The sequence below is a fragment of the Cyanobacteria bacterium FACHB-DQ100 genome, assembly GCA_014695195.1.
Taxonomy (GTDB): domain Bacteria; phylum Cyanobacteriota; class Cyanobacteriia; order Leptolyngbyales; family Leptolyngbyaceae; genus Leptolyngbya.
Genome location: JACJNW010000019.1, coordinates 223095 through 247288, shown reverse-complemented (window position 1 = coordinate 247288; position 24194 = coordinate 223095). Strand labels below are relative to the sequence as shown.

20 protein-coding genes and 1 pseudogene are annotated in these 24194 nt (G+C 48.6%); 12 read left to right on the top strand and 9 right to left on the bottom strand.

The window, feature by feature from the left end:
- Window positions 1-2 precede the first annotated feature (2 nt).
- From H6F51_06100 to H6F51_06090, 3 genes and pseudogenes are all read left to right on the top strand, one after another.
- Entirely contained in the window at window positions 3-242 is a 240-nt protein-coding gene (locus H6F51_06100; GenBank protein ID MBD1822069.1) for a UPF0175 family protein, read from the top strand.
- Window positions 239-742, top strand: a pseudogene (locus tag H6F51_06095) (DUF3368 domain-containing protein). Before H6F51_06100 ends, H6F51_06095 begins: the two are co-directional and overlap by 4 nt.
- A gap of 136 nt (window positions 743-878) precedes the next feature.
- A complete protein-coding gene (locus H6F51_06090) occupies window positions 879-1289 on the top strand; it encodes a hypothetical protein (GenBank protein ID MBD1822068.1) in 411 nt (136 codons plus the stop codon).
- On the opposite strand, the gene H6F51_06085 is transcribed toward H6F51_06090, so the two are convergent.
- Complete coding sequence (locus tag H6F51_06085; GenBank protein ID MBD1822067.1) at window positions 1286-2224, bottom strand: hypothetical protein; 939 nt, start codon at window positions 2222-2224, stop codon at window positions 1286-1288. The genes H6F51_06090 and H6F51_06085 overlap by 4 nt on opposite strands.
- Before the next feature lie 47 nt (window positions 2225-2271).
- Entirely contained in the window at window positions 2272-2952 is a 681-nt protein-coding gene (locus H6F51_06080; protein ID MBD1822066.1) for a response regulator transcription factor, read from the bottom strand.
- A gap of 78 nt (window positions 2953-3030) precedes the next feature.
- Here H6F51_06080 and H6F51_06075 point away from each other — a divergent pair, with 78 nt between their 5' ends.
- Window positions 3031-3678 (top strand): ATP phosphoribosyltransferase, encoded by a 648-nt coding sequence (locus H6F51_06075; GenBank protein ID MBD1822065.1) that lies wholly within the window; start codon window positions 3031-3033, stop codon window positions 3676-3678.
- Entirely contained in the window at window positions 3675-5474 is a 1800-nt protein-coding gene (locus H6F51_06070; GenBank protein ID MBD1822064.1) for an ABC transporter ATP-binding protein, read from the top strand. Before H6F51_06075 ends, H6F51_06070 begins: the two co-directional genes overlap by 4 nt.
- Window positions 5475-5703: 229 nt before the next feature.
- Here the strand turns inward: H6F51_06070 and recF are convergent, their stop codons facing one another.
- The gene (gene recF, locus H6F51_06065) at window positions 5704-6831 is read right to left on the bottom strand and encodes a DNA replication/repair protein RecF (GenBank protein MBD1822063.1); all 1128 of its coding nucleotides are present in this window, start codon (window positions 6829-6831) and stop codon (window positions 5704-5706) included.
- 122 nt (window positions 6832-6953) lie between these two features.
- Window positions 6954-9800, bottom strand: coding sequence for a cation-translocating P-type ATPase (locus H6F51_06060; protein MBD1822062.1), 2847 nt, complete (start codon window positions 9798-9800; stop codon window positions 6954-6956).
- A 221-nt stretch (window positions 9801-10021) separates the two neighbouring features.
- On the opposite strand from H6F51_06060, the gene H6F51_06055 reads away from it, so the two are divergent.
- Both H6F51_06055 and H6F51_06050 read left to right on the top strand, forming a co-directional pair.
- On the top strand, window positions 10022-11122 hold the full coding sequence (locus H6F51_06055; GenBank protein ID MBD1822061.1) for an ATP-binding protein: 1101 nt from the start codon (window positions 10022-10024) through the stop codon (window positions 11120-11122).
- A 95-nt stretch (window positions 11123-11217) separates the two neighbouring features.
- Window positions 11218-11457: a helix-turn-helix transcriptional regulator gene (locus H6F51_06050; GenBank protein ID MBD1822060.1), complete on the top strand. Its 240-nt coding sequence runs from the start codon at window positions 11218-11220 to the stop codon at window positions 11455-11457.
- Window positions 11458-11462: 5 nt separating this feature from the next.
- Here H6F51_06050 and H6F51_06045 read toward each other — a convergent pair whose 3' ends face one another.
- Window positions 11463-12554 carry a Gfo/Idh/MocA family oxidoreductase gene (locus H6F51_06045; protein MBD1822059.1) on the bottom strand — a complete coding sequence of 364 codons (1092 nt, stop codon included), beginning with the start codon at window positions 12552-12554 and terminating at the stop codon, window positions 11463-11465.
- Window positions 12555-12681: 127 nt separating this feature from the next.
- Between H6F51_06045 and H6F51_06040 the strand changes: the two genes are divergently transcribed.
- The gene (locus tag H6F51_06040; protein MBD1822058.1) at window positions 12682-13341 is read left to right on the top strand and encodes a DUF4230 domain-containing protein; all 660 of its coding nucleotides are present in this window, start codon (window positions 12682-12684) and stop codon (window positions 13339-13341) included.
- A gap of 79 nt (window positions 13342-13420) precedes the next feature.
- Here the strand turns inward: H6F51_06040 and H6F51_06035 are convergent, their stop codons facing one another.
- From H6F51_06035 to H6F51_06020, 4 genes are all read right to left on the bottom strand, one after another.
- Window positions 13421-14308: a hypothetical protein gene (locus H6F51_06035; protein ID MBD1822057.1), complete on the bottom strand. Its 888-nt coding sequence runs from the start codon at window positions 14306-14308 to the stop codon at window positions 13421-13423.
- 69 nt (window positions 14309-14377) lie between these two features.
- Complete coding sequence (locus H6F51_06030; protein MBD1822056.1) at window positions 14378-15529, bottom strand: glycosyltransferase family 4 protein; 1152 nt, start codon at window positions 15527-15529, stop codon at window positions 14378-14380.
- Between the two features lie 18 nt (window positions 15530-15547).
- Window positions 15548-16798 carry a glycosyltransferase gene (locus H6F51_06025; GenBank protein MBD1822055.1) on the bottom strand — a complete coding sequence of 417 codons (1251 nt, stop codon included), beginning with the start codon at window positions 16796-16798 and terminating at the stop codon, window positions 15548-15550.
- Between the two features lie 391 nt (window positions 16799-17189).
- Entirely contained in the window at window positions 17190-18329 is a 1140-nt protein-coding gene (locus tag H6F51_06020) for a polysaccharide biosynthesis/export family protein (protein MBD1822054.1), read from the bottom strand.
- Window positions 18330-18636: 307 nt separating this feature from the next.
- Between H6F51_06020 and H6F51_06015 the strand changes: the two genes are divergently transcribed.
- The 4 genes from H6F51_06015 to H6F51_06000 all read left to right on the top strand — a co-directional run bounded on the left by H6F51_06015 (window position 18637) and on the right by H6F51_06000 (window position 24144).
- Window positions 18637-20910 carry a polysaccharide biosynthesis tyrosine autokinase gene (locus H6F51_06015; protein ID MBD1822053.1) on the top strand — a complete coding sequence of 758 codons (2274 nt, stop codon included), beginning with the start codon at window positions 18637-18639 and terminating at the stop codon, window positions 20908-20910.
- Between the two features lie 22 nt (window positions 20911-20932).
- A complete protein-coding gene (locus H6F51_06010) occupies window positions 20933-21595 on the top strand; it encodes a class I SAM-dependent methyltransferase (protein MBD1822052.1) in 663 nt (220 codons plus the stop codon).
- 156 nt (window positions 21596-21751) lie between these two features.
- Window positions 21752-22984 (top strand): hypothetical protein, encoded by a 1233-nt coding sequence (locus H6F51_06005; GenBank protein MBD1822051.1) that lies wholly within the window; start codon window positions 21752-21754, stop codon window positions 22982-22984.
- Window positions 22981-24144, top strand: coding sequence for a glycosyltransferase family 4 protein (locus H6F51_06000; GenBank protein MBD1822050.1), 1164 nt, complete (start codon window positions 22981-22983; stop codon window positions 24142-24144). Before H6F51_06005 ends, H6F51_06000 begins: the two co-directional genes overlap by 4 nt.
- Window positions 24145-24194: the final 50 nt, after the last annotated feature.

The window sequence follows — 24194 nt, the reverse complement described above, 5'->3', positions numbered from 1 at the left end:
TCATGCAAATCACAATCGATCTTCCTGACTACAGCTCCTTAACCGAAGCCGATCTGCGACTCGAACTCGCGATCGTTCTCTTCCAGCAAGACCGCATCAGCATCGGCAGCGCCAGCAAAATCGCAAAAATGCACGTTATGGATTTTCAAAAAGTGATTAGCGATCGCGGAATCTGCGTCCACTATGACGTAGAAGAATTCCAAGAAGATGTTCAGCATCTTCGCGATCGAGGCTGGTTATGATCATCGTGAGCGACACTTCCGCTTTGTGTAATCTTGCGATCGTCAATCATCTTTGGTTACTTCAAACGATCTATGGCAGAGTTTTAATTCCAGCGATCGTCGCACAAGAACTGAGCAATGCTACAAATCCGATCATTCAAACAGTCTTATCATCTGATTAGATAGAAACGAAAGCAATTAACAATCTATCAATGGCAGCTTCTCTACAGCAAGATTGCAATCTTGATCCAGGTGAATGTCATGCGATCGTCTTAGTTCTGGAGCAACAGGCAGATGAACTCCTGATTGATGAACGCAAATGACGACGAGAAGCCGAAAAACTAGGAATCTCGATCGTTGGAATTTTAGGCATTCTGTTGATTGCAAAACAACGTCAATTAATTCCTCAAATTCGACCCGTTCTAGACGCGCTAATCGAGCAAGCCTATTTCAGGGTTAGTTCTGCACTCTATACTCAAGTTCTACTTCAGGCGAACGAAGCTTCTGATATTGAAATTTGATAAGATGATTAAAACCGCTTTTACTAATATCTAACCCCAAACGCCCAACCATTCCAGGACATATTGAATCAGAAAAACTTCCAGCAGGCTCAAATCGCCATTGTTGCAAACCAATTCAAATCGATTCTTCAACCTCATGACTGAATCTTCCAAAAACCATCCCGTTTTCCACATCAATCAAGTCGGTAATATTAACTCCGGTGATGTCACGATTCAAGGTGATCAAATTGGTATTCAGCATAACCATGCTCCAGAGCCAAACACTGAAGCGAATCAGCAGCTTGCCCATCTCCTGACAAAACTACGAACCAGATATCCAACCAAAACCGATGCAGAAATCTTCGATATCTTAATCAACGGCTTCGCCACCATGCCCCAAAACGATCCGCAAAATTGGCAACGCTGGCAAGATATCTTCAGCATCATTTTTGCAGGCGGAATCGAAGCCATCAAAGTTCTCATTCCTGTTGCCGGAATCCCGATCGAAGTCCTCAAACGCCTCTACGAGATTTACGATCGCAACCGCAAACAACTTCCAGAAGCCTAAGTCCGACTGAGATACTGTTCAAAGTCAAAGAACTCTAGCAACTCTTTCAACGAAGTTCGATCGCTCCTCGGTGTCGTCGCTTCTATTTCTTGAATGGTTGCCGCAGTTAGATACTGAAACACCTCTCGACGCAGCTTATCGATCGCACCCTTCGGGAACGCTTCGATCTCCTGCTCAAACCTTGCCAAACGACTTTTTGCCAAATTCACCTGAAATCGGCAGCGTCTTAACAAGCGTTGTCGAATGTTCTCTGCAAGTGCTGGATCAGTCACTTCAAGATCAACGATCGCACCGGATTGCAGCAATGGCACCACATCTAAGTTTTCTTCCAAAAACAATAGGCTGCCTTCCCGGTTGTACATAGCAATTCCATCTATTCCTAACGCACCTAAATCCGCAAGTGCGAGAATCCGAGCGACGATCGGCAAGTCGGGTTGATTGAGAGCAGGCTGATAGATAGATTGTTCTCTCACATCAAAATTACAAATTGTTGCATTGATCGCAGATCGAATGATGAATCGATCGCCTTCAATCGAAACCGTCGAACAGTGCAAATCAAGATAGTCAAACAACCGCGCAAGCGTTGCTGCCTCACTCACCCCTATCGATCGATATCTCGCCATATGAGGCTGTAACTGCACTTCAAACACTTGCACCATGTCGTGAGCAATCACACAAAGATCAAGCAAGCGTTCAATTTGATCAATCGCATCTGCGCCCAAATCAGATCGAATGGCTTCATAAATCAACTGCGATCGACGCTGCACCTGAACAATATGATCGCGGGTGTGATAATACAGTTGATGGGCTTGAATCTGTCGATCGAACTCTTGCAGCGATAGGGCTTTCACCTTGTTAATACAATCGATAAAAGTCTGTGAAGATAAATCAGATTGCGGCACGTCGGGACTCGTCGAACAACGATTGGAGAGCACTTAATTGTAGTAGATGAGTCTAAAAATGAGTATCTTCCTAATGAAGTTCAAGCGCTTCCAAATCGATAACCTTTACCATAAACAGTCGTAATCAACGGAGTTTCGCCTTTCGCTTCTATCTTGCGACGGAGTAGTCGAATCTGCGCGACCAAAGCATTACTGGTCGGTTTCTCACTCTCGCTCCAGAGATACTGTGAAATTTGCTCGTGCGTCAGAAGCTGATTCGGTTGCCGCATCAAATAGGCAAGCAGTTGACTCTCTTTTTCGGAAAGCTCGATCGCTCGACCATTACGATATGCCACTTGATTTTGGACATCTAACTCCAAGCCATCGACCCGCAATCGAGGGATAGCAGCAGGCTCGATCGTCGTAGGTCGGCGCAACAACGCCCGCACCCGCGCCAGAAGTTCTCGCAATTCAAACGGCTTGACGATGTAATCATCTGCCCCGGCATCGAGTCCCTGAACACGATCGTCGATCGTATCTTTTGCCGTGAGAAACAGCACCGGAGTCGCGTCCCTGCGCGATCGAAGATGCCGACAAATTTCTAAGCCAGAGTGCCCCGGCAGCATCCAATCCAAAATCAACAAATCATACTGATTCGCCGACGCAAGCTGTAAGCCACGATCGCCATCCTGCGCGACATCCACCTCATACCCTTCACGGGTCAACGAACGGCTCAGTGGTTCAGCCATTTCAATTTCATCATCGACCAGCAGAATTTTCATGCCCCAAGACTTAAAGGAAAAAGAATCGATCCGGATCTAAGATATAGATTCTGACATTTCTCTTAAAGAGTTTGATGTATGTTGACGGTTGCATTGCCGAAAGGCGGATTATTAAAAGACAGTATTCGGTTATTAAACGCGATCGGGCTAGATTTTAGCGCGTTTCTCGAACCTGGCAATCGACAACTGCAAATTACAGACCCAACCGGAACCGCGAAAGCCTTATTAGTGCGGAACGCAGATGTTCCGGTGTATGTCGAATACGGGCAGGCACAGCTTGGAATCGTGGGTTATGACGTGCTACGAGAAAAAACGCCGAATGTGGCGCATCTGGTGGATTTAGGGTTTGGGCAGTGCCGGATGTCGGTTGCGGTGAAGGCTTCGAGTCATTATCGATCGTCGTTAGAATTGCCGCTGCATGGTCGTGTGGCATCTAAGTTTGTTCACTGCGCCCGTGAGTATTTTGAGAACTTAGATTTGCCGGTCGAAATCGTGCCGCTTTACGGATCAGTCGAGTTAGGCCCAATTACGGGAATGTCAGAAGCGATCGTCGATCTAGTCGCCACTGGAAACACTCTGCGAGAAAACGGACTGATCGAAATCGATGTGTTGTTTCACAGTACAGCGCGGCTGATTGCTCACCCCTTAAGCTATCGGCTGGATACGGACAACGTGAGTCACGTTATTGATCAAATTCGGAATCAACTTACTGCCGCGATCGTATGATTTCTTCTCGCCGCCCCCAACAAACTGACTGGCGTTTATTTCTCAGCCTTGCGCCTTACGCCCGTCGGAATGCGCGATTTTTGCTGCTGTCGCTGGTGTTTCTGGTTCCGTCAGCGATCGCCAGCACCGTACAGCCGATTCTGATTGGTAAAGCAGTTTCTCTGTTGAAGCGTGAACCTTCCGCCTTCGATTTTCCCTTTGGTTTTTTGCGCGACTTCTCTCTGGAAACTGGATTAAATGCTCTAGCGCTTTTATTGCTTGCGACCGTCTTACTTCGATTGGTGTTCGATGCGGCTCAGGGCTTCTTAGTTCAGAATGTCGGTCAGCGAATTACTGCGAATATTCGGAGTGATTTGTTTACTCATGTGACTTCGTTGGCGGTGCGATTCTTCGATCGCACTCCAGTTGGGAAGTTAATCACGCGCCTCACCAGTGATGTCGAAGCTTTGGGAGAAGTCTTTTCAACAGGTGCGATCGGGGTCATTGGCGATCTGGCAACGATGCTGTTTATCGCGGGCGCAATGTTCCTGATTCAGTGGCAACTGGCGTTACTGTTGATTTCCATGCTGATTCCGGTGACGGGATTGATTGTGTATTTTCAGCAGCAGTACCGCAAAGCGAACTATCGAGCGCGTGAGGAACTTTCGGAACTCAATTCGATGTTGCAAGAGAACATCACTGGAATTGGAGTGGTGCAACTGTTCCGACGAGAGCAATTTAACAGTGAACTATATCGCACTGTGAATAAGCGCTATATCAAAGAAGTCGATCGCACGATCTTTCACGATTCTGCGGTTTCTGCCACCTTGGAATGGGTTTCGCTTGTTGCGATCGCAGGCGTTCTTGGGGTTGGTGGCTGGCTCGTCACAGGTGGAAATCTCAACTTTGGGGTGCTTTCAACCTTTATTCTGTATGCTCAACGTCTGTTTGATCCGTTGCGTCAGTTTGCCGAAAAATTCACCGCAATTCAAGCCGGATTTACCGCAGTTGAGCGCGTCAGCGAGATTTTGACGGAACCGATCGAGATTCGCGATCGGGCAGACGGACATATTCCTCCTTCTAAAAACGAAGGTGAAATCCGCTTTGAAAACGTCTCGTTCGCCTACAAGTCGGATGAATATGTGCTGCAAAACCTCGATTTCACGATTCGTCCGGGTGAGCAAGTTGCGTTAGTTGGACCGACCGGAGCCGGGAAAAGCTCGATCATTCGCTTACTCAGTCGGTTGTACGACCCCACTAGAGGCAGAATTTTACTGGATGGAGTAGATATTCGCGATTTGCCTCAGGCAGAACTGCGGCGACGAATGGCGATTATTTTGCAAGATGGCTTTCTGTTTGCAGGGGATGTGAAGAGCAACATCACGCTAGGAGAATCTTACAGCTTTGAGCAAGTTCGATCGGCGGCTGAGCAAACCAATGTCGATCGCTTGATCGAACAATTGCCCCAGGGCTACGACACCATGCTGCGGGAGCGCGGCACGAATCTCTCTGGCGGGCAAAAACAGCTTCTTGCATTTGCTCGCGCAGCGATCCGCGATCCGAGAATTCTCGTTTTGGACGAAGCGACCGCCAGCTTAGATGTCGGAACCGAAGCCCTGATCCAAGAAGCGTTAGAACGATTGCTAGTGAATCGCACTGCGATCATTATTGCTCACCGACTTTCGACGATTCGGAATGTCGATCGCATCTTGGTATTAAAACGCGGTCAGCTTGTCGAATCGGGAACGCACGACGAGCTTTTAGATTTGGGTGGACTCTACGCCAGCTTGTATCACTTGCAGATGTTGGAGAGTTAATAGATACCTGAGTTCGGCGGATTTTTCGCTTCGTTGATGTCCAGTCGTGCCCCCTAAATCCCCCATTTTGGGGGACTTTGAGAATCCAATCTTCTTCTTTGGCTTGAAGTCCCCCAAATGGGGGATCTAGGGGGCTTGCAAGAGCTGTAGCGATTAAAGATCAATTTGGTATGAGATTCATACAATCAGTTCGTTTCCCGACAACTCAAACGCAGTGAGAGAACCCAGCTCACGCTTGATAAAGTTGTCCCGCCTTCACCTCTAAAATCTGTGCTGAATCTATCCATTGAGCATCAAACGATCCTAGATGTGTTGTGGTAATCAAGGTCTGAAACCGATCCTGAATCGCTTCTAACAATTGATTTTGTCGGTTTAAATCCAATTCCGCCAACACATCATCTAACAATAAAAGCGGCGGCTCTCCGATCACATCTTCAATCAATTTAAGCTCTGCTAACTTCAACGCTAAAACTAAAGTCCGTTGTTGACCCTGTGAACCATACTGACGAGCAGGCGTTTGATTAATCAAAAACTCCACCTCATCCCGGTGCGCTCCCACTAACGTCGTTCCTTGATGTTGTTCTGCGATCGCTCTTGCCTGAATTTTCTCTAAAAATGCCTGCTGCAACGCTTCCGGCGTATCCGTCTCAGCAGTAACATTCGGCGCATAGTGAATCTCTAACTTTTCCGTACTACCACTAATTGCTTGATGCCACTGTTCCGCAAACGGCGCTAATCGACCTAACACTCTCGCACGCCGTCGAATTACTCTTGATCCGGCGATCGCTAACTGAGCATCCCACAGCGCTAAATCCGGTGATGAAACGGCTCTGCCTTCACTTTCCTCTTTTAATCGCGCTCTGAGTAAAGCATTTCGCTGCCGCAGCACTTGGTTATATTGTTGCAGCACATACGCATAAATCGGCTCAAGTTGAACTAAGAGCGCATCAATCCAATGTCTACGCTGATCCGGCCCTCCCCGCACTAAGTCCAGGTCTAAGCTAGAAAATTGCACCATGTTTAACGTGCCGAGAAAATCGAGTTGTCGCCGCATTGATACCCCATTTTGCGCGACCGATCGCCGCCCACTTTCGCGCAGCGTCATGCTTAGCTCAATTTCTCCAATTTCGCGCTTTAAGTTTCCGGTGATTTGAGACAGCGTTTCACCGTCGTAAATCAAATCACGATCGCGGGAAGTTCGATGCGATTTTAGCGAAGACAATAGCTCCACCGCTTCCAGCAAATTCGACTTTCCCTGAGCATTGTTGCCGAGCAGAATCGTTTTTGCAGCCGTAAAATCAATGTGCTGGTCGTGATAGTTACGAAAATTGCGAAGATGCAGGGAGCGCAGATACATATAAGCGACAGAACTGAGCATTCGGAATTCGGATAATCCCCGAATTCTTCCCAAGTGTATCAAATCAAGCATAAAAGCCGCCCTCGATCTGAGAGCGGCTTAAGGCTGATGAGAAATTGAACTTAGCGCTTCTGGCTGAAATAGAACCGGAAGAATAACTTCTCTAGTTCAATCCACACAAACATCAATGCACTCACACCCACACAAACCATCAATTCGTTGAACGGTAGATAGTGTGTGCCGAAGAAGGCGCGTAGCGGCGCAACATACACTAACAACAATTGCAGAATCGAAGTCAAAATCACCGCGCCCCAAACATAGAGATTGGTAAACGGATTCAGTTCGATCGTTAATCGATTGTTGGAGCGAATTGCGATCGCGTGTCCCATCTGTGCGAGACATAGAGTCGTAAACACAATCGTTTTCCAGCGATCGGCATCCAAGTTGCCGCCGAAGTTTGTCGTCGTGTAATTGTACGCCCAGACCATCGTTGAAATCGCGAGAATCGCTAACACAATCCCGATCCGAATCATGTACGTCCCCAAGCCGCGCGCAAAAATGCTTTCTCCCGGATTGTTCGGCGGACGGTTCATCACGTTCGGTTCTGCCGGTTCAACCGCCAGCGCCAACGCAGGTAACCCATCGGTTACAAGGTTCATCCACAGAATTTGTAGCGGTGTGAGCGGGACGCTTCCGGTGGCAGCGACGGCTGGAATTAACACCACTGAAGCGGCGATCGTAATCACTTCCCCAATGTTCGATCCCAGAATGTACTTGATAAAGCGGCGAATGTTGGTATAAACCACGCGCCCTTCTTCGGTCGCAGCGACGATCGTCGCAAAGTTATCATCCAGCAGCACCATATCCGAAGCTTCTTTACTCACATCGGTTCCGGTAATTCCCATTGCGATCCCGATGTCTGCTTGCTTCAGTGCAGGGGCATCATTTACTCCGTCTCCGGTCATTGCGGCAATTTGTCCCCGACGCTGGAGCGCTTTTACAATCCGCAGCTTGTGTTCCGGTGCAACCCGCGCATACACACTGACGCGATCGACGTTCTGTTCGAGTTCTTGGTCGCTCATCACTTCAAGTTCGCGCCCAATTAGCACTTCATCTCCGGGTTTGGAAATGCCCAGATCCTGTGCGATCGCGCTGGCGGTCAGTTGGTGATCTCCAGTAATCATTACCGGACGAATGCCTGCGGTGCGGCATCGCTTCACCGCTTCGCGCACTTCAGGACGCGGCGCATCGAGCATATCCACCAAGCCTAACCAGACTAATCCTTGCTCTGAAGCTTCGTCGGCAGTTTCTGGCGGCACTTCTTTCAGAGGCTTGTAAGCGAATCCCAAGACCCGCAGACCGTTTCCAGCAAGTTCATTGTTGCGCTGAAGAATCTGAGCGCGCTGAGCTTGAGTAATTGGCTCGACGCGATCGCCAATCTGAATCTGATGACAGCGCTCTAGAACAATTTCTGGCGATCCTTTCGTGAACATCAAGAAAGGCGTAGAGAGAAAGTCTGTTTCCGATTGCAGTAAGCCTGCGGCATCTTTGACGATCACACTCATGCGTTTGCGATCGGACGAGAACGGAAACTCTGAAACCCGCGGAAGTTTGCTGCTCCACTGATCGCGCTCTAATCCTGCTTTCGCCGCAGCCGTTAACAACGCTCCCTCAGTTGGATCACCGATAATAATCCACTGTCCGCCTTCTTGTTGCAGAATCGAATCGTTACACAAGGTACAAGCGAGAAGCAAGGCTCTCAATTCCGGCTGATCTGCGGGAATAATTCTCGATCCATTGAGCAGAAATTCGCCGTCGGGTGCATAGCCTTCACCTGTAATCTTTGGACTGGAGCTAATCGTATGCAGCGATTGCACCACCATTTTGTTCTGGGTCAAAGTCCCGGTTTTATCAGAACAAATCGTCGTCACAGACCCCAGCGTTTCTACCGCAGGCAGCTTCCGAATCAACGCTTGCCGACGCACCATGCGCTGAGTTCCGATCGCCAACGTTACTGTAATGACCGCAGGCAAGCCTTCTGGCACGACTGCCACCGCCATACTGAGCGAGGTTTGCAGCAAGTTTTGCAGTTTGCTGAAATCGCGAGTAATAATCAAGCCACCGATCACGACGATCGCCACCAGTACCAGTGCCCCTGTCACTAGCGCTTTACTCAACTGATCCATCCGCTTCTGCAACGGAGTCGGCTCCGATTCCACACCCTGAATTTGTGCAGCAATTTTTCCGAGTTCCGTTCGCATTCCGGTTCCGGTCACTACCACCGTGCCGCGACCGTTGACTACTTCAGTGCCTTGATAGATCATGTTGATCCGATCGGCAGGCATCGCATCCTCTCTGACCGTAATCTTGGCGTTTTTGTTGACGGCTTCGGCTTCTCCGGTGAGTGCTGCTTCTCGGATTTGCAGGTTTGCCGCTTCGAGAATCCGCCCATCTGCCGCCACCTGAACCCCTGCTTCCACCAGCATCACATCACCCGGCACCAGATACTTGGAATCGACCTCGGTGACTCGTCCTCCCCGCAGGATACGTACCCTCGGCGACGAAAGTTGCTTAAGTGCTGCTAACGCTTTTTCAGCGCGGCTCTCCTGAACATACCCTAATGCACCATTTAGCACGACGATCGCCAGAATCGCGATCGTATCCTTAAAAGGCACTTCACCAGGCTTGAGATTGTTCTGCGTTAGTGCGATCAGATCGAGAATTCCAGAGACGAGAGCGACACCAATCAGCATCAGCAACATGACGTTCTTGAACTGATCGATCAAGATTTCCCACGGGCTACGACCGCCAGATTCCTCTAGCTCGTTGGTTCCGTATTGATCCAGGCGGAGTGCCGCCTCTTGTTCACTTAAACCCGACTGGACATCGCTTTTCAGGGTTGAGAGCGATTGGGTGGTATCTAAGGTATGCCAAGCTGTGGTTGGCGACGGAAGTGAATGACCAGACATAAGAGACTCAGAAGTTATGGGATAACTGCCGTGTGGCACTTTAACATAGTGCCCAACAGACAAAGCATAGCACTAGCAATTAGTATTTTTTCCAAATCCGTTATAAAATCTAGACAATACCGTTTCAGGATACCGGTGTGAAGCGTCTGAAGGTACAGATTGAGCAGGTTACAGATTGAGCAGGTTACAGATTGAGCAGTGCAGATTTGCGACTTTAAATAATGGTGAGCCATCCGTTTCTTCCCCCTCAGTTAATCGGGCGAGATCAAGAACTCGATCAAGTCAGTCGAATTTTGCTCAGCGATCGCGATCTGCTCTTAGCAGGTGTGCCCGGAATTGGTCGGCGTACTCTGATTCGAGCGGCGGCTCGTGATTGTGGCGCAAAAGTGCTAGAAATCGACTGTCTCCGCGCTACAAATTATTGCCGATTCTTGCAGTTACTTGCAGACGCGATCGTCACGACGTTTGAATCTCCCGAAGAGCTGACCTTTATCGATCGCTGGAGTAAAGATCATCCGTTCATTTTGCGATCGACGGGCGGCAGATCCCAGATTATCTGGCATTCGTCACCGGGTAAGGAATGGGCTTTGTTTGAGGCGCTTTTGAGGCTGCCACAAGCCCTAGCAGAATGGTTTGACAGTCGGGTGGTGATTGTATTTCTGAACTTTCCGCATCTGAGGTCATTCGATCGGTCGAATAAATGGGAGCAGTATTTACGTCAGGAAGTCCGGCGGCAGAGTCGGGTGAGCTATGCGCTGATCGCAACTGTGGCAGAGCGTTGGACAGAGACGAAAGAATTGCCAGTCGTGTCGCTAAGTCCCATATCGAATAAAACGATGCAAACTTGGATTGCTCAAGCGATGCTGACTGAGCGGTTAGAGCTTGAACCAGAGAGCTTAGTGCTGTTTCTCAACTATGTGCAGGGGCATTTTGGCGATGCGATTACGCTGGCGCGGCGGATTTGGCTGGAGTATGGCAAACGTGAAGCGGTTCGCAAGAATTTTGAGCCAGTCACCGTGATTCAGCCGCATCATGTCGATCGCGCTGCGATCGGGCTGATTCAAGATCTTTCGGTAACGTTTGAGTCGCTGATTTTGCTGTTGCCGTATAGCCAAGTCCGGGTGCTAGAAAGCTTGGCGCTTGATCCGACAGATAGCCCTCATGCCCGCGAGTATATTCAGAAGCACAATCTGTCGCGGGGGGGCGGGCTGCAAGGAGCGCTAGCAAGCTTAGAGCAGAAGGGTTTGGTGTACGGAGCTGAGTTGGGCTATCGGATTGCCTTGCCGCTATTGGGCGCGTGGCTGAGACATCGACTCACCTAAAAAATACTTCGACTACCATAGGTGCGATTCAATTTATTTGCACAGAGGTTAAAAACCGATATAGTCAAAGCATCCACTGTTATGCAGAGCAGACTATGTCAAGAGCAGGGAGCGCATTAAGGCAGGTGCTTGAATCCCACAGCATCACGCAATATCAACTGTCGGCGATGATGGGGGTGAATCGATCGAACTTCAGTCGCTGGCTCCGGGGTGAGCGTGATCCATTAGCTGAAGTTGTAGTTGAAATTTATAAGGCGTTAAAGTCAGTGAATCCGAAGGCGGCATCGGAGTTCATTCGCTTGTATTTAGAGGTCGCACCTGATGAGGAGATTTAACCTCTTTACCATTGCGGTACGTTCACCCAAGTTCCAGTCTCGTTTGATTCGTGCGCGAGATCCATCAGGAGTTGTGAATATACGCCTTCTTTTAAGGAAGGTGAAAGGGACTCTTGGCGATCGATCCCCAACACCCATTGATCAACGACGCGGATAAACGGCGCGATGCGTCCATCTGCAAACACTTGCTTAAACGCAAAGTGCGGCGGAATTTCGAGTTCTACGAGTTCTTGTCCTATAGGGGCGCCCCAGAGCTTGAATCCGTGAACGTAGTCTTTCTGATTGTCGCTGCCGAGAATGAGAGTGCCGCGATCGCCATACACCTCAATCCAGTGTCCCCGTCCTTGAGCGGTAACGGAACTGATACAGATTTGGCAGGGAGTTCCATCTATCAGTTCCAGCGTGACATTACAAGTGTCATCGGAATCGACGGGTTTGAGTTCGCCTGTAGCGGGATCAAAACGGCTCGAAATGGCGGTACTGAGACTGGCAGTTAAGCGATCGACTTCACCAAACAGCCACGTGATGTAATCAAACGTATGAGAGCCGAGTGCGCCCAACGCACCGCCGCCTTGATCTTTGCAGGCGTACCAATTCCAGGGGCGAGAGGCATCAGCGCGACTAGAGACGAGCCAATCGATTTTGATTAAGCGTTTCTGTCCGACGTAATCTTGCGCGAGCAAATCCGCGAAATGCTGCCAAGCGGGAACGAAACGGAACTCAAAGTTCATGCTGGTAACAACGCGATTCTTTAGCGATCGACGATACAAGTCTTTTGCTTGAATCACGTTTAATGCGGTGGGTTTTTCTAGCAGCAAATGTTTCCCGGCATCGATCGCCGTTTTTGCCATGTCGAAATGCAAAAATGGCGGCGTTGAGATGCTGACAGCATCAAGGTTTGGCAGTGCCAGAACTTCCTCGATCGTTGAGCAAGCGTGAGGAATTTGATGAGCGTGTGCGATCGCCTGTGCTTTTTGTGCGTCTCGATGATAGATTGCAACCACTTCAGTCCGTGGATGTGCTTGAAGTCCAGGAATGTGAACTTTCTGCCCAAATCCCGTTCCAACAACTGCTACACCAATCTTAGAGCCTGTCATTTTATTGAAGTTCGATCGCGTCTTGCTCAGTCTACTGCAAAATGGAATCGATCTCGGCGTACTTAACAACGGGCAAACTTATTCTCAGCTAGAATCACCAATAGCACTGGAGTTTAGGAGCAGGGTTATGCGGTTTTGGGACGCGTTGCTGAGTCAAAGTGTGGAAACGGTGATCAATCCGATCGTTGAGAAATTTAAGTGGCTGATTGTGAGCGCGATCGTGCTTCTGATGCTCGGTCTATTTGGTTTACAGTTCCTACCGCATTCCGCAACCACGGTTGAGCTGAGAAATCTTATCTTCTCAGGACTGCAAAACGCAGATCAACTCACCTCAGCGACAATGACAGCTAAAGCGACCATCCGTATTGAAAAACCGAGTGACGTGTTTGGCTTACAAGTTGGACAAACCAACCTGGTTTACGAAGGCGTATCCCAAGTGCAAGCAGGGATTGATCTGAAACAGTTGCAAGTGAAATCTGTAAGTCCGGGTAAAGTTCATCTAGTGCTGCCTGCACCTTACCTTCGAGACATCGGGCTAAACGTGGGACATTCGACCATTCTGGCAAACTATAGTGAATGGTTTGCCCCCAAAGCCTCTGCCGAACTGGAAGAAGAAGCGCAACTCAAAGCGATCGCAGCCATCCGCCAAGAAGCTTGTGAAAGCAATATTCTCGAATCAGCCAACAACAGCGCTAAACAATTGCTCACTGAAGTTTTGCAAAAACTAAACTATGAAACGATCGTGATTGAAACGCAGCTTTCCCACGATGGAGCCTGCGCCAAGTGAGGCTAACTTGATCTGATGCTTGGTTTGATTTCCTGGCATCTGTGCTGAGAGCTTTGGGCGCTGACCGTTTCTAACCCTCTTAACGTTTAGCCCTTTTGACAATTATCTTACGCAATCTAGTCAGTCCAATCACACCAAACCCCAACAATGGATTAAACGCAAAAGGAACTGGCGTTGGAGAATACTCGACCTGATTTAGCCTAAAGCTCCCTCTTGCAGAAGTTGTATTATCTCCTATAAACACAGAGTTAGGCGCTGCATAGATAGCTGAGACTCCTCCAAAAGCAGCTTCGGGTCGGTAGTCCCGCAAACGTCCTGTGAGTAGAGGTGTGCTGTAATCGCCATTAACATAGAGAAAATAGCTATTGCCTAAAAACGACAAGTCATAACGATTCACGCTTGATTGCGTATTAAAAGCAGCTCCTTCTGCTTGAGTGAACCGCGTTCCACTTGGGCTAATGGGTGTGGGTGGATTAAGATTTGTTGTACTTGGATCAGCTTTGACTGCCCCATCTTGCTGCGCCCAAATTCGATCTGTCCAAAATCCAAGCTCGATCGCTTTTGAAGCATCAGAACTGATCACAGTAATGCTCAAACCTGCACGATCGTCGGTGTTATCGACTGCCGTATTGTTTGACGCTGCGCTATTACGAGCCTCATTCAGCAATTCCAAATCAAACCGCAAATTAAATCCGCTATTTGCGTCTAAGCTGACACCCAAGGGAGCCAAACCAGGAGTCCGAGCGTAGCCAGTTCGGATACTAAAGTCCGTTCCACTACTACCATTTGTATCGAGAATTGTGCCGCCACTACTAAAAGATTGAGAGCCAGTTCCATTTGAAAACCAGCCTTGATTCGTTGGAAAATTGCCCGCAGAGCCATCGTAGAGAACGGTAAGAGCAGAAGCTTTTGCCGCCCCTAAGAGCAGAAAGGCACTGGTAAGAGTAGCTGTGAGTAGTTTGTTCATGCAAGTGCTCAAAAACGATACAAAATGTCGATCGTAGTTTTCCCATTGAGAGAAAGCTTTACCATAAAATCAGCGAGTCGTTAGCTTTGGTGTTTGTACCGGAGCTTCAAGTGAAAGCTCTAGGCTGAGAATTTTACATAGCTTACTTAATTGTTGTGCTGGATCACAAAGCGCGACTGCTCGATCGACACAACCTTGCGACAGCCGATCGCGCTCTGTTGCGTCCGTCATTAATCGCTTTAGAACTTGAGCGATCGCGCTTGGATCTCCCGCAGGTACTAAACACCCACAAGTATCATTCACAATTTCTGGTGCAGCCCCGATCGCAGTTGTAACAATAGGCAGTCCAGCATACAGTGCTTCAATAAAAGCAATCCCGAACGGCTCTCCTCCACTATTCGGTTGACAATGAATATCAGCAGCAGCTAACAAGTTTGGTACATCCGATCGCTGACCTAGAAACTTCACGCGACCATCAATCCCTAATGCTTTTGCTTCCGCCTGAAGCGAAGCTAGATAAGCTTTTTCATGCGAACGCTGTGCTCCTCCCACAATCCACGTCTCCCAGTTTGGCACATCTTTAAGTTGTCCCAATGCTGACAGCAACAATCGATGCCCCTTCCAAGGTTCTAAACGGCAAGCCTGAATCATCACAACTTGATCATCGGGGGTCTGAAACTGCGATCGCACCGATCGCCGCAATGAAGCTTGATCCGGATCAGCCGAATTTAAAACCGGATGATAGAGTAAGCAGCTAGGAGACGATGGATAAAGAAGCTTGAGCGTCGATCTAGTGAAATCACTATTCGCAATCACTAGATGCGGAACTGTTCTTTTAGCCCATTGCTCTAACCATCCACGACCCGATACCGTATCATGAGCAGAAAATACTAGCGGCAGTTTCTGTGCTTTCACCACTGCTCCAAAGATTGCCTGTACCCAGCAAGCATGAGCAATCACCACATCGAAATACCCTTGCCGCAAGAGTGCTTTTAGTCGCGATCTCGCTGCCCACACTGTCCAAGGCTTGCGAACTTTCACCGCCCCCAGCTCATGCACGATCGCGCCTGCCTGCTGAAGCTCACTCATCAATCGCCCCGAAAAGCACAGCCCGAATTCATGCTGCATTTGTGGCATTAGTGTTTGAGTCTTGGCTAATGTCACTAAATAGGTCTCAATCCCTCCAAATAAATTTCCAGCATACAAATGCAGAATTTTCATCACCTATTCTCTCTTCATCTAAACCAAAATTGGCTGTACCACTCCTTGATGAATTGCCCGCTGATAGATTCGTAAACTTTCTTCCGCCATCAACACTTGGTCAAACTGCTGCGATCGGGTTTGAGCCGCGATCGCAAACTTACCACGCAGATGTGGCTCTCGCAGCAATCGATTCGCAGCATTCGCCAGTGCGTCGGGATCATTCACTGGCACGGTTAATCCCTCAACTTCATGACGGCTCACCCAAGTGACTCCACTATCCGGAATTGCTGCATTGATCACAGGACAAGCACTCGCCATTGCTTCCACTTGCACCAAGCCAAATGCTTCGCTCCGAGCATTCGACGGAAACCATAAAGCGGTCGCAGCACGATAAGCTCCAATCAGTTCATCCTGGCTGACATGCCGCTGAAACACCACACGATCGCTTACGCTACAGTCGATTGCATGTTGCCGCAGGGACTCAGCAAGCTCTCCTTTGCCCACAATGATCAAAGTTCCGGAGACTTTTTGCAAGGCTGAAATTGCAATGTGCAGCGCTTTATAGTAAACCAATCGTCCTACACAAAGCCAAATTGGGCCTGGATATGTAGCCCTAAGCTTTCTCTCATACGCGATCGCAGCCGCACTTGGTTGTCGATAGACCGACAAATCAACTCCTAATGGCAACACTTCAACGCGCCCTTGGTACGGACGCAAAAAAGTTGACCCTGCTAAATAGCTCGGATTCGTGACCAGAACTCGCGCTGCACGTTCATATACATAGTTTAATAAGGGATTTACAACATGCTTAAGGACTTGCTGCTTCACAATATCACTGTGATGCGTCACCACGAGCGGCACGGAAGAATTTGCTAACGCCCAATGCAATGCCATTGCCGGATTGGGTGCGTGTAAATGAGCAATATCATAGGAAAAATCCTTTCTGCTGAAGTGCTGAGAAAAGGCAGTAAACAAATCAAACCGTGCTACTGTTCCCAATCGCCCTAAGCGAATCACGCGAACATTGCGATCGACTTCTTCGATGGTAGTCGTTCGGCTCGTTTCTTGACCTGTTTGATCACACGCATTCACACAGACAACATCCACTTTTGCGCCTAATCCAGCTTGTGAAGTTGCCAATGCTCTAACATGAGTTTCGATTCCTCCAGGCTGGGGTGGATAGTATTTTGATAAGTGACAAATCCGAAGTGGAGCACTTGAATCACGTTCTACAGCGCGAATAGAATGGGACGATACAAGGTGATCTGAGGTTGGCAAGTAAGACATGGCAAGAATAGCAGTGTCACAATGTAGGCAACAGGCAAATTGCAAAAAATAGAGCAATGCAACACAGAAGCAGCAAGGCGGCGGCTGTAGAGACAATGCAGCTTGGTAGATGCTTGAACTCCAGTGATTGGATTGTACTGAGTGTCTTTTCTTTTGAAGCTACGTAAATGTGCGGTTATTTCAACTGCTTGCCGAAAAATCGCTCAAAATTCTAGTTGTTTCTCACAGTGTGCTGATCAAGCTCAACCACTGCCCTATCAATTCAGCGTCTGAACTGAGTAGAAGCATTGAGAACTGGGTAGGCATATTGCAAAGCAACGATCGCACAAACGATCACGTAAAAAACCCCGATCTTTTAAGTCGGAGTTTTTTAGCTCAGTAGAACCCGCTATTAGTTCCCTAATAAAAGCCGTAATAGTCCAAATGCTCCCGTAATCGGGCTAACAACCGCACCTAACAAATCAGACACCTTCGCGGTCGCACTGCGATTGACCACAATGACATCATTTTGACGAATCGCCGGATTAGAAGCCTCGTCTAATCCTCTTGTCACATCAAACTTGAACTCTCGCCGATCGACTTTCCCGTCCGGCATCAATCGAACTAGCTCGACCTTTGCTCGATTTCCTCGCCCTGGATTGATTCCTCCGGCAGCTAAAACAGCTTGCATGAGTGTAGAATTCGGACGCACTGCCACTCCTCCGGGTCGCATCACCTCACCAACAACATTCACCTGAATCTGCTCTGGTGAGAAATTGCTCATGGCTATACTGCTCACCTCGGTTGGATCAAGTTTAGTTGCAGTTGGAACAAAAATCGTATCGCCGTCTTTTAGCGGTACATCCTGCGCCAGTTCACCCGCTTGCAAATACTTCCACAAATTGATCTTGATTGTTTCTTGTGAACCATCGACTTGAGGGCGACGGACTTCGATCTCCCGAATGTTTGCCATCTGAGCAATTCCACCTGCGGTCTGAATCGCTTTAGAAACGGTGGGCCATTGGCTTCCCCCTTCAAAAGAACTCCGCTGCGCCAAACTGGACTGTGTGATTTCGCTGCCGATCGTGTTCACAATATAAGACCCCGGACGATTCACAGCCCCAATGATGCCAATCTTCAAAGGACGAGGTGCCAGCAAACTGACCGTAATCACCGGATTTTGCACAAATTTCTTGTAGCGCTCCTTCAGTTGTTCGGTTGCTTGAGCAATCGTTAATCCCTGTACCGAAACGCCACCAACCCAGGGCAAATTCAACGCGCCATCCAGCAAAACCGTATATCGCGGCTCAAAGGTCAACTCAGGGATATCAAACATTTCCACCCGCATCAGATCGCCTGCACCCAGCTTATAGCTGCTATCGACAGGTACGGCAACTGTCGCAGCAGTCGGCGCAGGCTGCACTCCCGGAGGAACAGGCGACGATTGCAACACAGGCAGCGGCATCGATCGGGCAGTCGGTATCGGAGACTGTGCCAGTGCTGCAAACGGTTGGACTGCGGTTGCCGTGAGCGCAAGACAAACGCGGGACATCAAGCGATTGAGAGCTTCATTCATAATGCAGTCACATCAACGAAGTAAGAAAGAATCAGGGGAGGCTGACTTACAGTAAGCGATCGTGTCCGACTCACACTCTGTAATATCCCTAGATTCTCCGTAATTCCAAGGGAGCAGGTTCAGTACTCTTACGGACTCTCAAAGCAAAACGGTATGAAATACTGGGCGCAACTTGATCAATACTAGGCGCAACTTGATCATAGTGTGATGTGTCAGCAGATGTGCGCGGGTGGCATCACGGATTACCCTTTCTAGGTTGCATGAGTAAAAATCCTTAAGTTGCATGAGTAAGAATCCCTTGTCGAAGTTGTATCAATCTGATCTGAGCCAAGAAACGGGGAACTCCCTGCACTTTCTCAGCTTTAAAGGCACTGATAATCGCCCTGAACTCGATTTGAAAAAAGTCTGGGACGTAGTGCGGCGACGTAAAGTATTTGTTGGGACGGTGGCGCTGATATTGTTCAGTACAACGATGGCGTGGGCAGTCACCCGTAAGCCCATTTACATGAGTACGTTTAGATTATTAATTGAACCGACAAAGTCAAGTCCGGGACAACAATTCGGAACGCCTTTAGGAGAGCAGAGTTCGGGCATTAACTATACAACCTTAATGCAAGTGCTCAGAAGCGCACAGATACTTGAACCTGCGTTAACTTCACTGAAAAAAGACCATCCTTCGCTGACACCGGATCAACTTCTGGGTAATCTCTCGCTCACACGTCTGAAAGACACCGAGATTCTTGAGGTGAGTTATCTGGATAACGATGCAACTCAAGGATTATTTGTAGCTCAAAAGCTGTCCGAAATCTATCTTCAATATGGGGAACAACTGCGAAGCCGCAATTTGCAGCAAGGCGTTAAGTTTGTTGAGAAACAACTGCCTAATCTCTATGATCGTGTGAACCAGATCCAGGGAAGACTTGAGTCGTTTCGGGAACAAAACAACCTTGTCAATCCTGAAGATCGCGCAGGCTACTTAATTAAGCTCAGTGGAGAGATCGAGTCAGAGCAGAAAGGGACTCAAGCGAAGTTATTTGAGTTAAGAGCACTATATACTACCCTGAGAAAGCAAGTAGGCAATAGTCCTGAAATCGCGATCGCGTCCTCTGCTCTCAGTGAATCAAAGACATTCCAGGGCTTGCGCGAACAGCTTCAGCAGATAGAGACACAGCTCTCAATTAATGTAGAACGGCTCACTCCCGATGCTCCACCAGTACAAGCTTTAATGAAGCGGCGAGAGGGCATTTTAGCGCAGATGGAGCGAGAAGCGAAGCGCACCCTCAGTACGACTGGCATGACTCAAGCTCAAGGAAACTTAAGCGGAGCGCTGATCGAACTGAATCGTCAACTGGTGACCGTGAGTAATGAAATTAAAGCATTAGAGGCGAGGAATGTTTCTCTAGTGAGAACGGCTGAACAGCTTCAAGCCAGCCTGAGAACGGTTCCTGCGCTCGTGCGTCAGAATGTCGATTTACAGCGAGAACTGAAAGTCGCCAACGATAGTCTCGATCGCTTTCTCGCCAGTCGTGAGAGTCTGCAAATCGAAGCCGCACAAAATACTCAGCCTTGGCAAATTATTGCTGCCCCGAGTCAACGCCCCGCCCCGATTTTCCCATCGATTCCGCAAAGTGCAGGTTTAGGACTGGTGGGGAGTCTATTTCTCGCGGTGCTTACGGCATTACTGGTAGACAAGCTCGATGATGTGTTGTACTCAGCAGATGATCTAAAGCAGGATACAAAATTCCCGCTGTTGAGCGTAATTCCCTTCTACAAAAACTTGGGCGAACTCAGCTTGCCTGCGATGACATCGCTGCGAAACTTGCCTGCGTCGATCGAAGCTTCAACTCACCCTGCTCAAACCTTCTCGATCGATTTAAGCGAAGATGCTGCAATTTTCCGAGAAGCCTTTCGGAGTTTAAGCCTCAGCTTATCAATGTCGAACTTGCAGGCTCCATTGCATTCGGTCGTCGTTGCTTCAGCATTGGCAAGTGATGGGAAATCTACGGTTGCGTTAAATATGGGCTTGGCAGCCGCAACGATGGGACAGCGGGTTTTGATTGTCGACGCGGATTTGTACCGCTCCAAAATTCACACTTATGCAAAAGTTCCGAACGAACAGGGGTTAAGCCAATGCTTAACTTCAGATATCTCGGTGCATCAATTGATTCAACCCTCGCCGATCGAGCAAAATCTGTTTGTTTTGACGGCTGGAACTGCTCAGAGCGATGCAAGTCGCCTGCTTTCTTCCGCGCGGATGAAACAGATGATGGAGGAACTCAAGGAACATTACGACTTGATTATTTATGATGCTCCACCCGTTTTGGGGTTTTCGGACAGCTTGATTCTCGCTGGTCAAACCGATGGCAGTGTGCTGGTTGTGGGGTTAGGAAATACGGGACGAACGGCATTGATCGAAGCATTACGAGGCTTGCAACTGTCTGGTAATCCAGTGTTAGGAGTCGTCGCGAACTGCCTCAAGCCAGGAACGCACATTGCCCATAAATATCATGAATACGTCCGACGCAACTACAACACAGCAGCCGTCGAGACAGCTTGATTCTTCACCAGAGGTTTGTACCATGAGGAACACGATTACCCGCGCAGAACAGAGTTTAGGGATTAGTAATGTCGCGATTTATCAAATGGTTGCGCGAGCCTTGGCAGATTGTCCACACAGCTCTGTTCTGTTAGATGTGGGGTGTGGAGCTGGAAACCTAAAGCCGTTTGTCTCAAAGTTCTGCGATCGCTATGTTGGGATCGATGCGGTTCGATATGAAGGATTCCCCGCAGGCACAGAGTTTATCGCTCAGAACCTGGATGAACCGATGACTCAGCTTGAGGGCGGTTTTGCCGATGTAGTCGTGTCAGTTGAAACGATCGAGCATTTGGAAAATCCGCGCGCTTTCTATCGTGAACTGGTACGGCTGACTAAGCCAGGCGGACATATCATTGTGACGACCCCGAATCAGTTGAGTTTGCTGAGCAAACTCACGTTGGTGTTGAAGGATCAGTTTAACGCCTTTCAAGAAGCTCCGGGACTTTATCCGGCTCACATTACGGCGCTGCTCGAAATTGATCTTAGGCGGATTGCACAAGAGTGTGGTTTAACTGACATCCAGGTGGAATACAGCGATCGCGGACGAATTCTATTTACGTCTCGGAACTATCCAGCGAGTTCAATGTTTCGAGGTCGTTTGTTTAGCGATAACTTGTTGTGTATAGCAAGAAGACCAGTGTTCTAATTCCCTGTCTCTATCAATCTCATGCAATCTCCTCAATCTGTCCGAGTTCCTGCTTGGCGCGTTCGATTGCCACAGTTCTCATGGCTGCATGGCTTTATATTCATTCAATTTCTGCTACAAATTCTGTTGCTCTTTCCTGAAATTTCACAGTTTAGAATTGTGATGCGAGTTGGAGCGTTTGCACTGAGCTTGGGGTTATTATGGAAAATTCCCAAAACCGGCATCAAACATCCAGCCAAACCTTGGGCGATCGTCATTCTTTGCATCATGGCGTTGCAGTTATTTTGGCACCCCTATCTCAGTAGTCTGACTGCGGGAGTCGCACAATGTCTGATGTATCTCGCGATTCTTGCACCACTGTTTTGGGTGACTCGCCTCGAACTGAACGATCGTGATTTTCGCTGGTTGATCTATCTGATGTGGGGATTTCACACGGCGAGTTCAATTGTAGGGGTACTACAAATTTATTATCCTGAAACGGTTCGGTTTGCGGTTTCTTCAGTGGTAACCGAAGGCGCATTTGAAGGAGAGCAGTTAAAAATTATTTTGGCAAATGGAACGGCGATCTTCCGTCCCTCTGGACTCAGCGATGTTCCAGGGGGTGCAGCTTCTTCTGGTTTCTATGCGCTACTGCTTGGAACCGGAATCGCTCTGCAAGAACGCAATCTACTCTTTCGCTTATTTGCCATTGCAAGTGTTGGAGCTGGCTTATTTTGTATCTATCTTTCACAGGTACGCTCTACACTGATTATGTCGCTGCTTTGCTTACTGGTGATTGCTCTTGTCTTGATTCAACTCAAACGAGTTTGGCAGGTGATATCGATGGTTGGTACGGCGATCGTGGTTGCGATCGCGACCACAAGCTGGGCAATGACGATCGGGGGGAACATGACAGCTGATCGCTTTCTCTCACTGATTGCAGAGTCTCCCGACACCGTTGTTTATCAAAGTCGTGGTCACTTTTTAGAAGCTACGATTACCGAACTGCTGCCTCAGTTTCCTCTCGGCGCAGGCTTGGGACGCTGGGGAATGATCAATAGCTACTTTGGCGATAATCTTAATCCGATCACTCAGCCGCTGTGGGTTGAGATTCAGTGGACAGGTTGGTTGCTCGATGGTGGCATTCCCTTGATTATTGCTTATTCAGGAGCATTGATTGCTGCCTGCTTTGGAGTTTGGCAAGTCGTTAGCAACCGACAGTCCTCGCTGCAATTGTGGGGGGCAATTATCCTTGCGTACAACATCGGTGCGGTCGCCCTAACCTTTAACTATCCTATATTTATCAGTCAGAGTGGCATGGAATTCTGGTTGCTTAATGCCACTCTGTTTGTGGCAGCGCAGAACAGCCATCGACAACACATTGTTGTTTCAAATTTGGCAAGAAGATGAAACTGTTTCTGTTAGTGACAGGCGATTTGGTGAAAACGGGGGGAATGGATCGCGCAAACTATGCTTTAGTCGATTATCTCGTTCGACAGGGCACGGAAGTTCACGTCGTCTCCCATCGTGTGGAGCCGAACCTACAATGCTACGAAAACTTGATATGGCATCGCGTACCAAAGGTGGCAAAATCGTACTTTCTCAGCGAATTTTTGCTCGATCGCGTCGGACGATTTTGGGCGCATCGGATTACGCAGCGAGGCGGACGAGTGCTAGTCAATGGAGGAAACTGTGACTGGGGCGATGTGAACTGGGTGCATTATGTTCATGCCGCTTATCGTCCAGAATCAAAGGTCAATGTGCTGCAAAAAGCAAAGATTGCAGCAACTCACGCCTATTTTCGTCACTCAGAAAAACGCCGCTTGCAGCGAGCGCAACTTGTCATCGCCGACTCAGAGCGAACCAAAGCCGATGTGATTAAGAATGGATTGGTTACTCCTGAGAAAGTGCGATCGATCTACTATGGCATTGACCCCACCACGTTCTATCCTGCAACGGCTGGAGAAGCACGATCGCTACGTCAGCAGTTGGGCTTGCCATTGGATTGCCCAATCGTAGTGTTTGTTGGTGCATTAGGAGATCGGCGCAAGGGGTTTGATGTATTGTTTGAAGCATGGCAGCAATTATGCCAAAATTCAGCCTGGAATGCTCAATTGCTTGTGATTGGGGGCGGTGCTGAGTTGCCGAGCTGGAAGCAGCGCCTTGTGGAAGCGGGATTGGTCGATCGTATCAAGTTTCTTGGATTTCGCACTGATGTTCCAGATCTAATGAGAGCTTCAGATTGTTTAGTGGCACCTACTCGGTATGAAGCGTATGGTTTAGGGGTGCATGAAGCATTATGTTGTGGAATTCCGGCGATCGTTACGGCAACGGCGGGAGTTGCAGAGCGATATCCAAACGAGTTAAGACCGTTATTGTTATCCGATGCAAATGATATGGCTCAATTGATCGATGTACTGTATCATTGGCAGAGTCATCAACGGGTGTATCAGCAGTTGGTGCAGAAGCAAGTTTCTTATTTACTACGGAGTGGAACTTGGGATGCGATGGCACAGCAGATTATTGATGTGATCAATGATTCAGCTCATTGTGCACTTGTTTCTGTCTAACTTCGCTAAGTTTGAACTTCTGTTCAGTTGATCGCAATTCCAGAATTTTG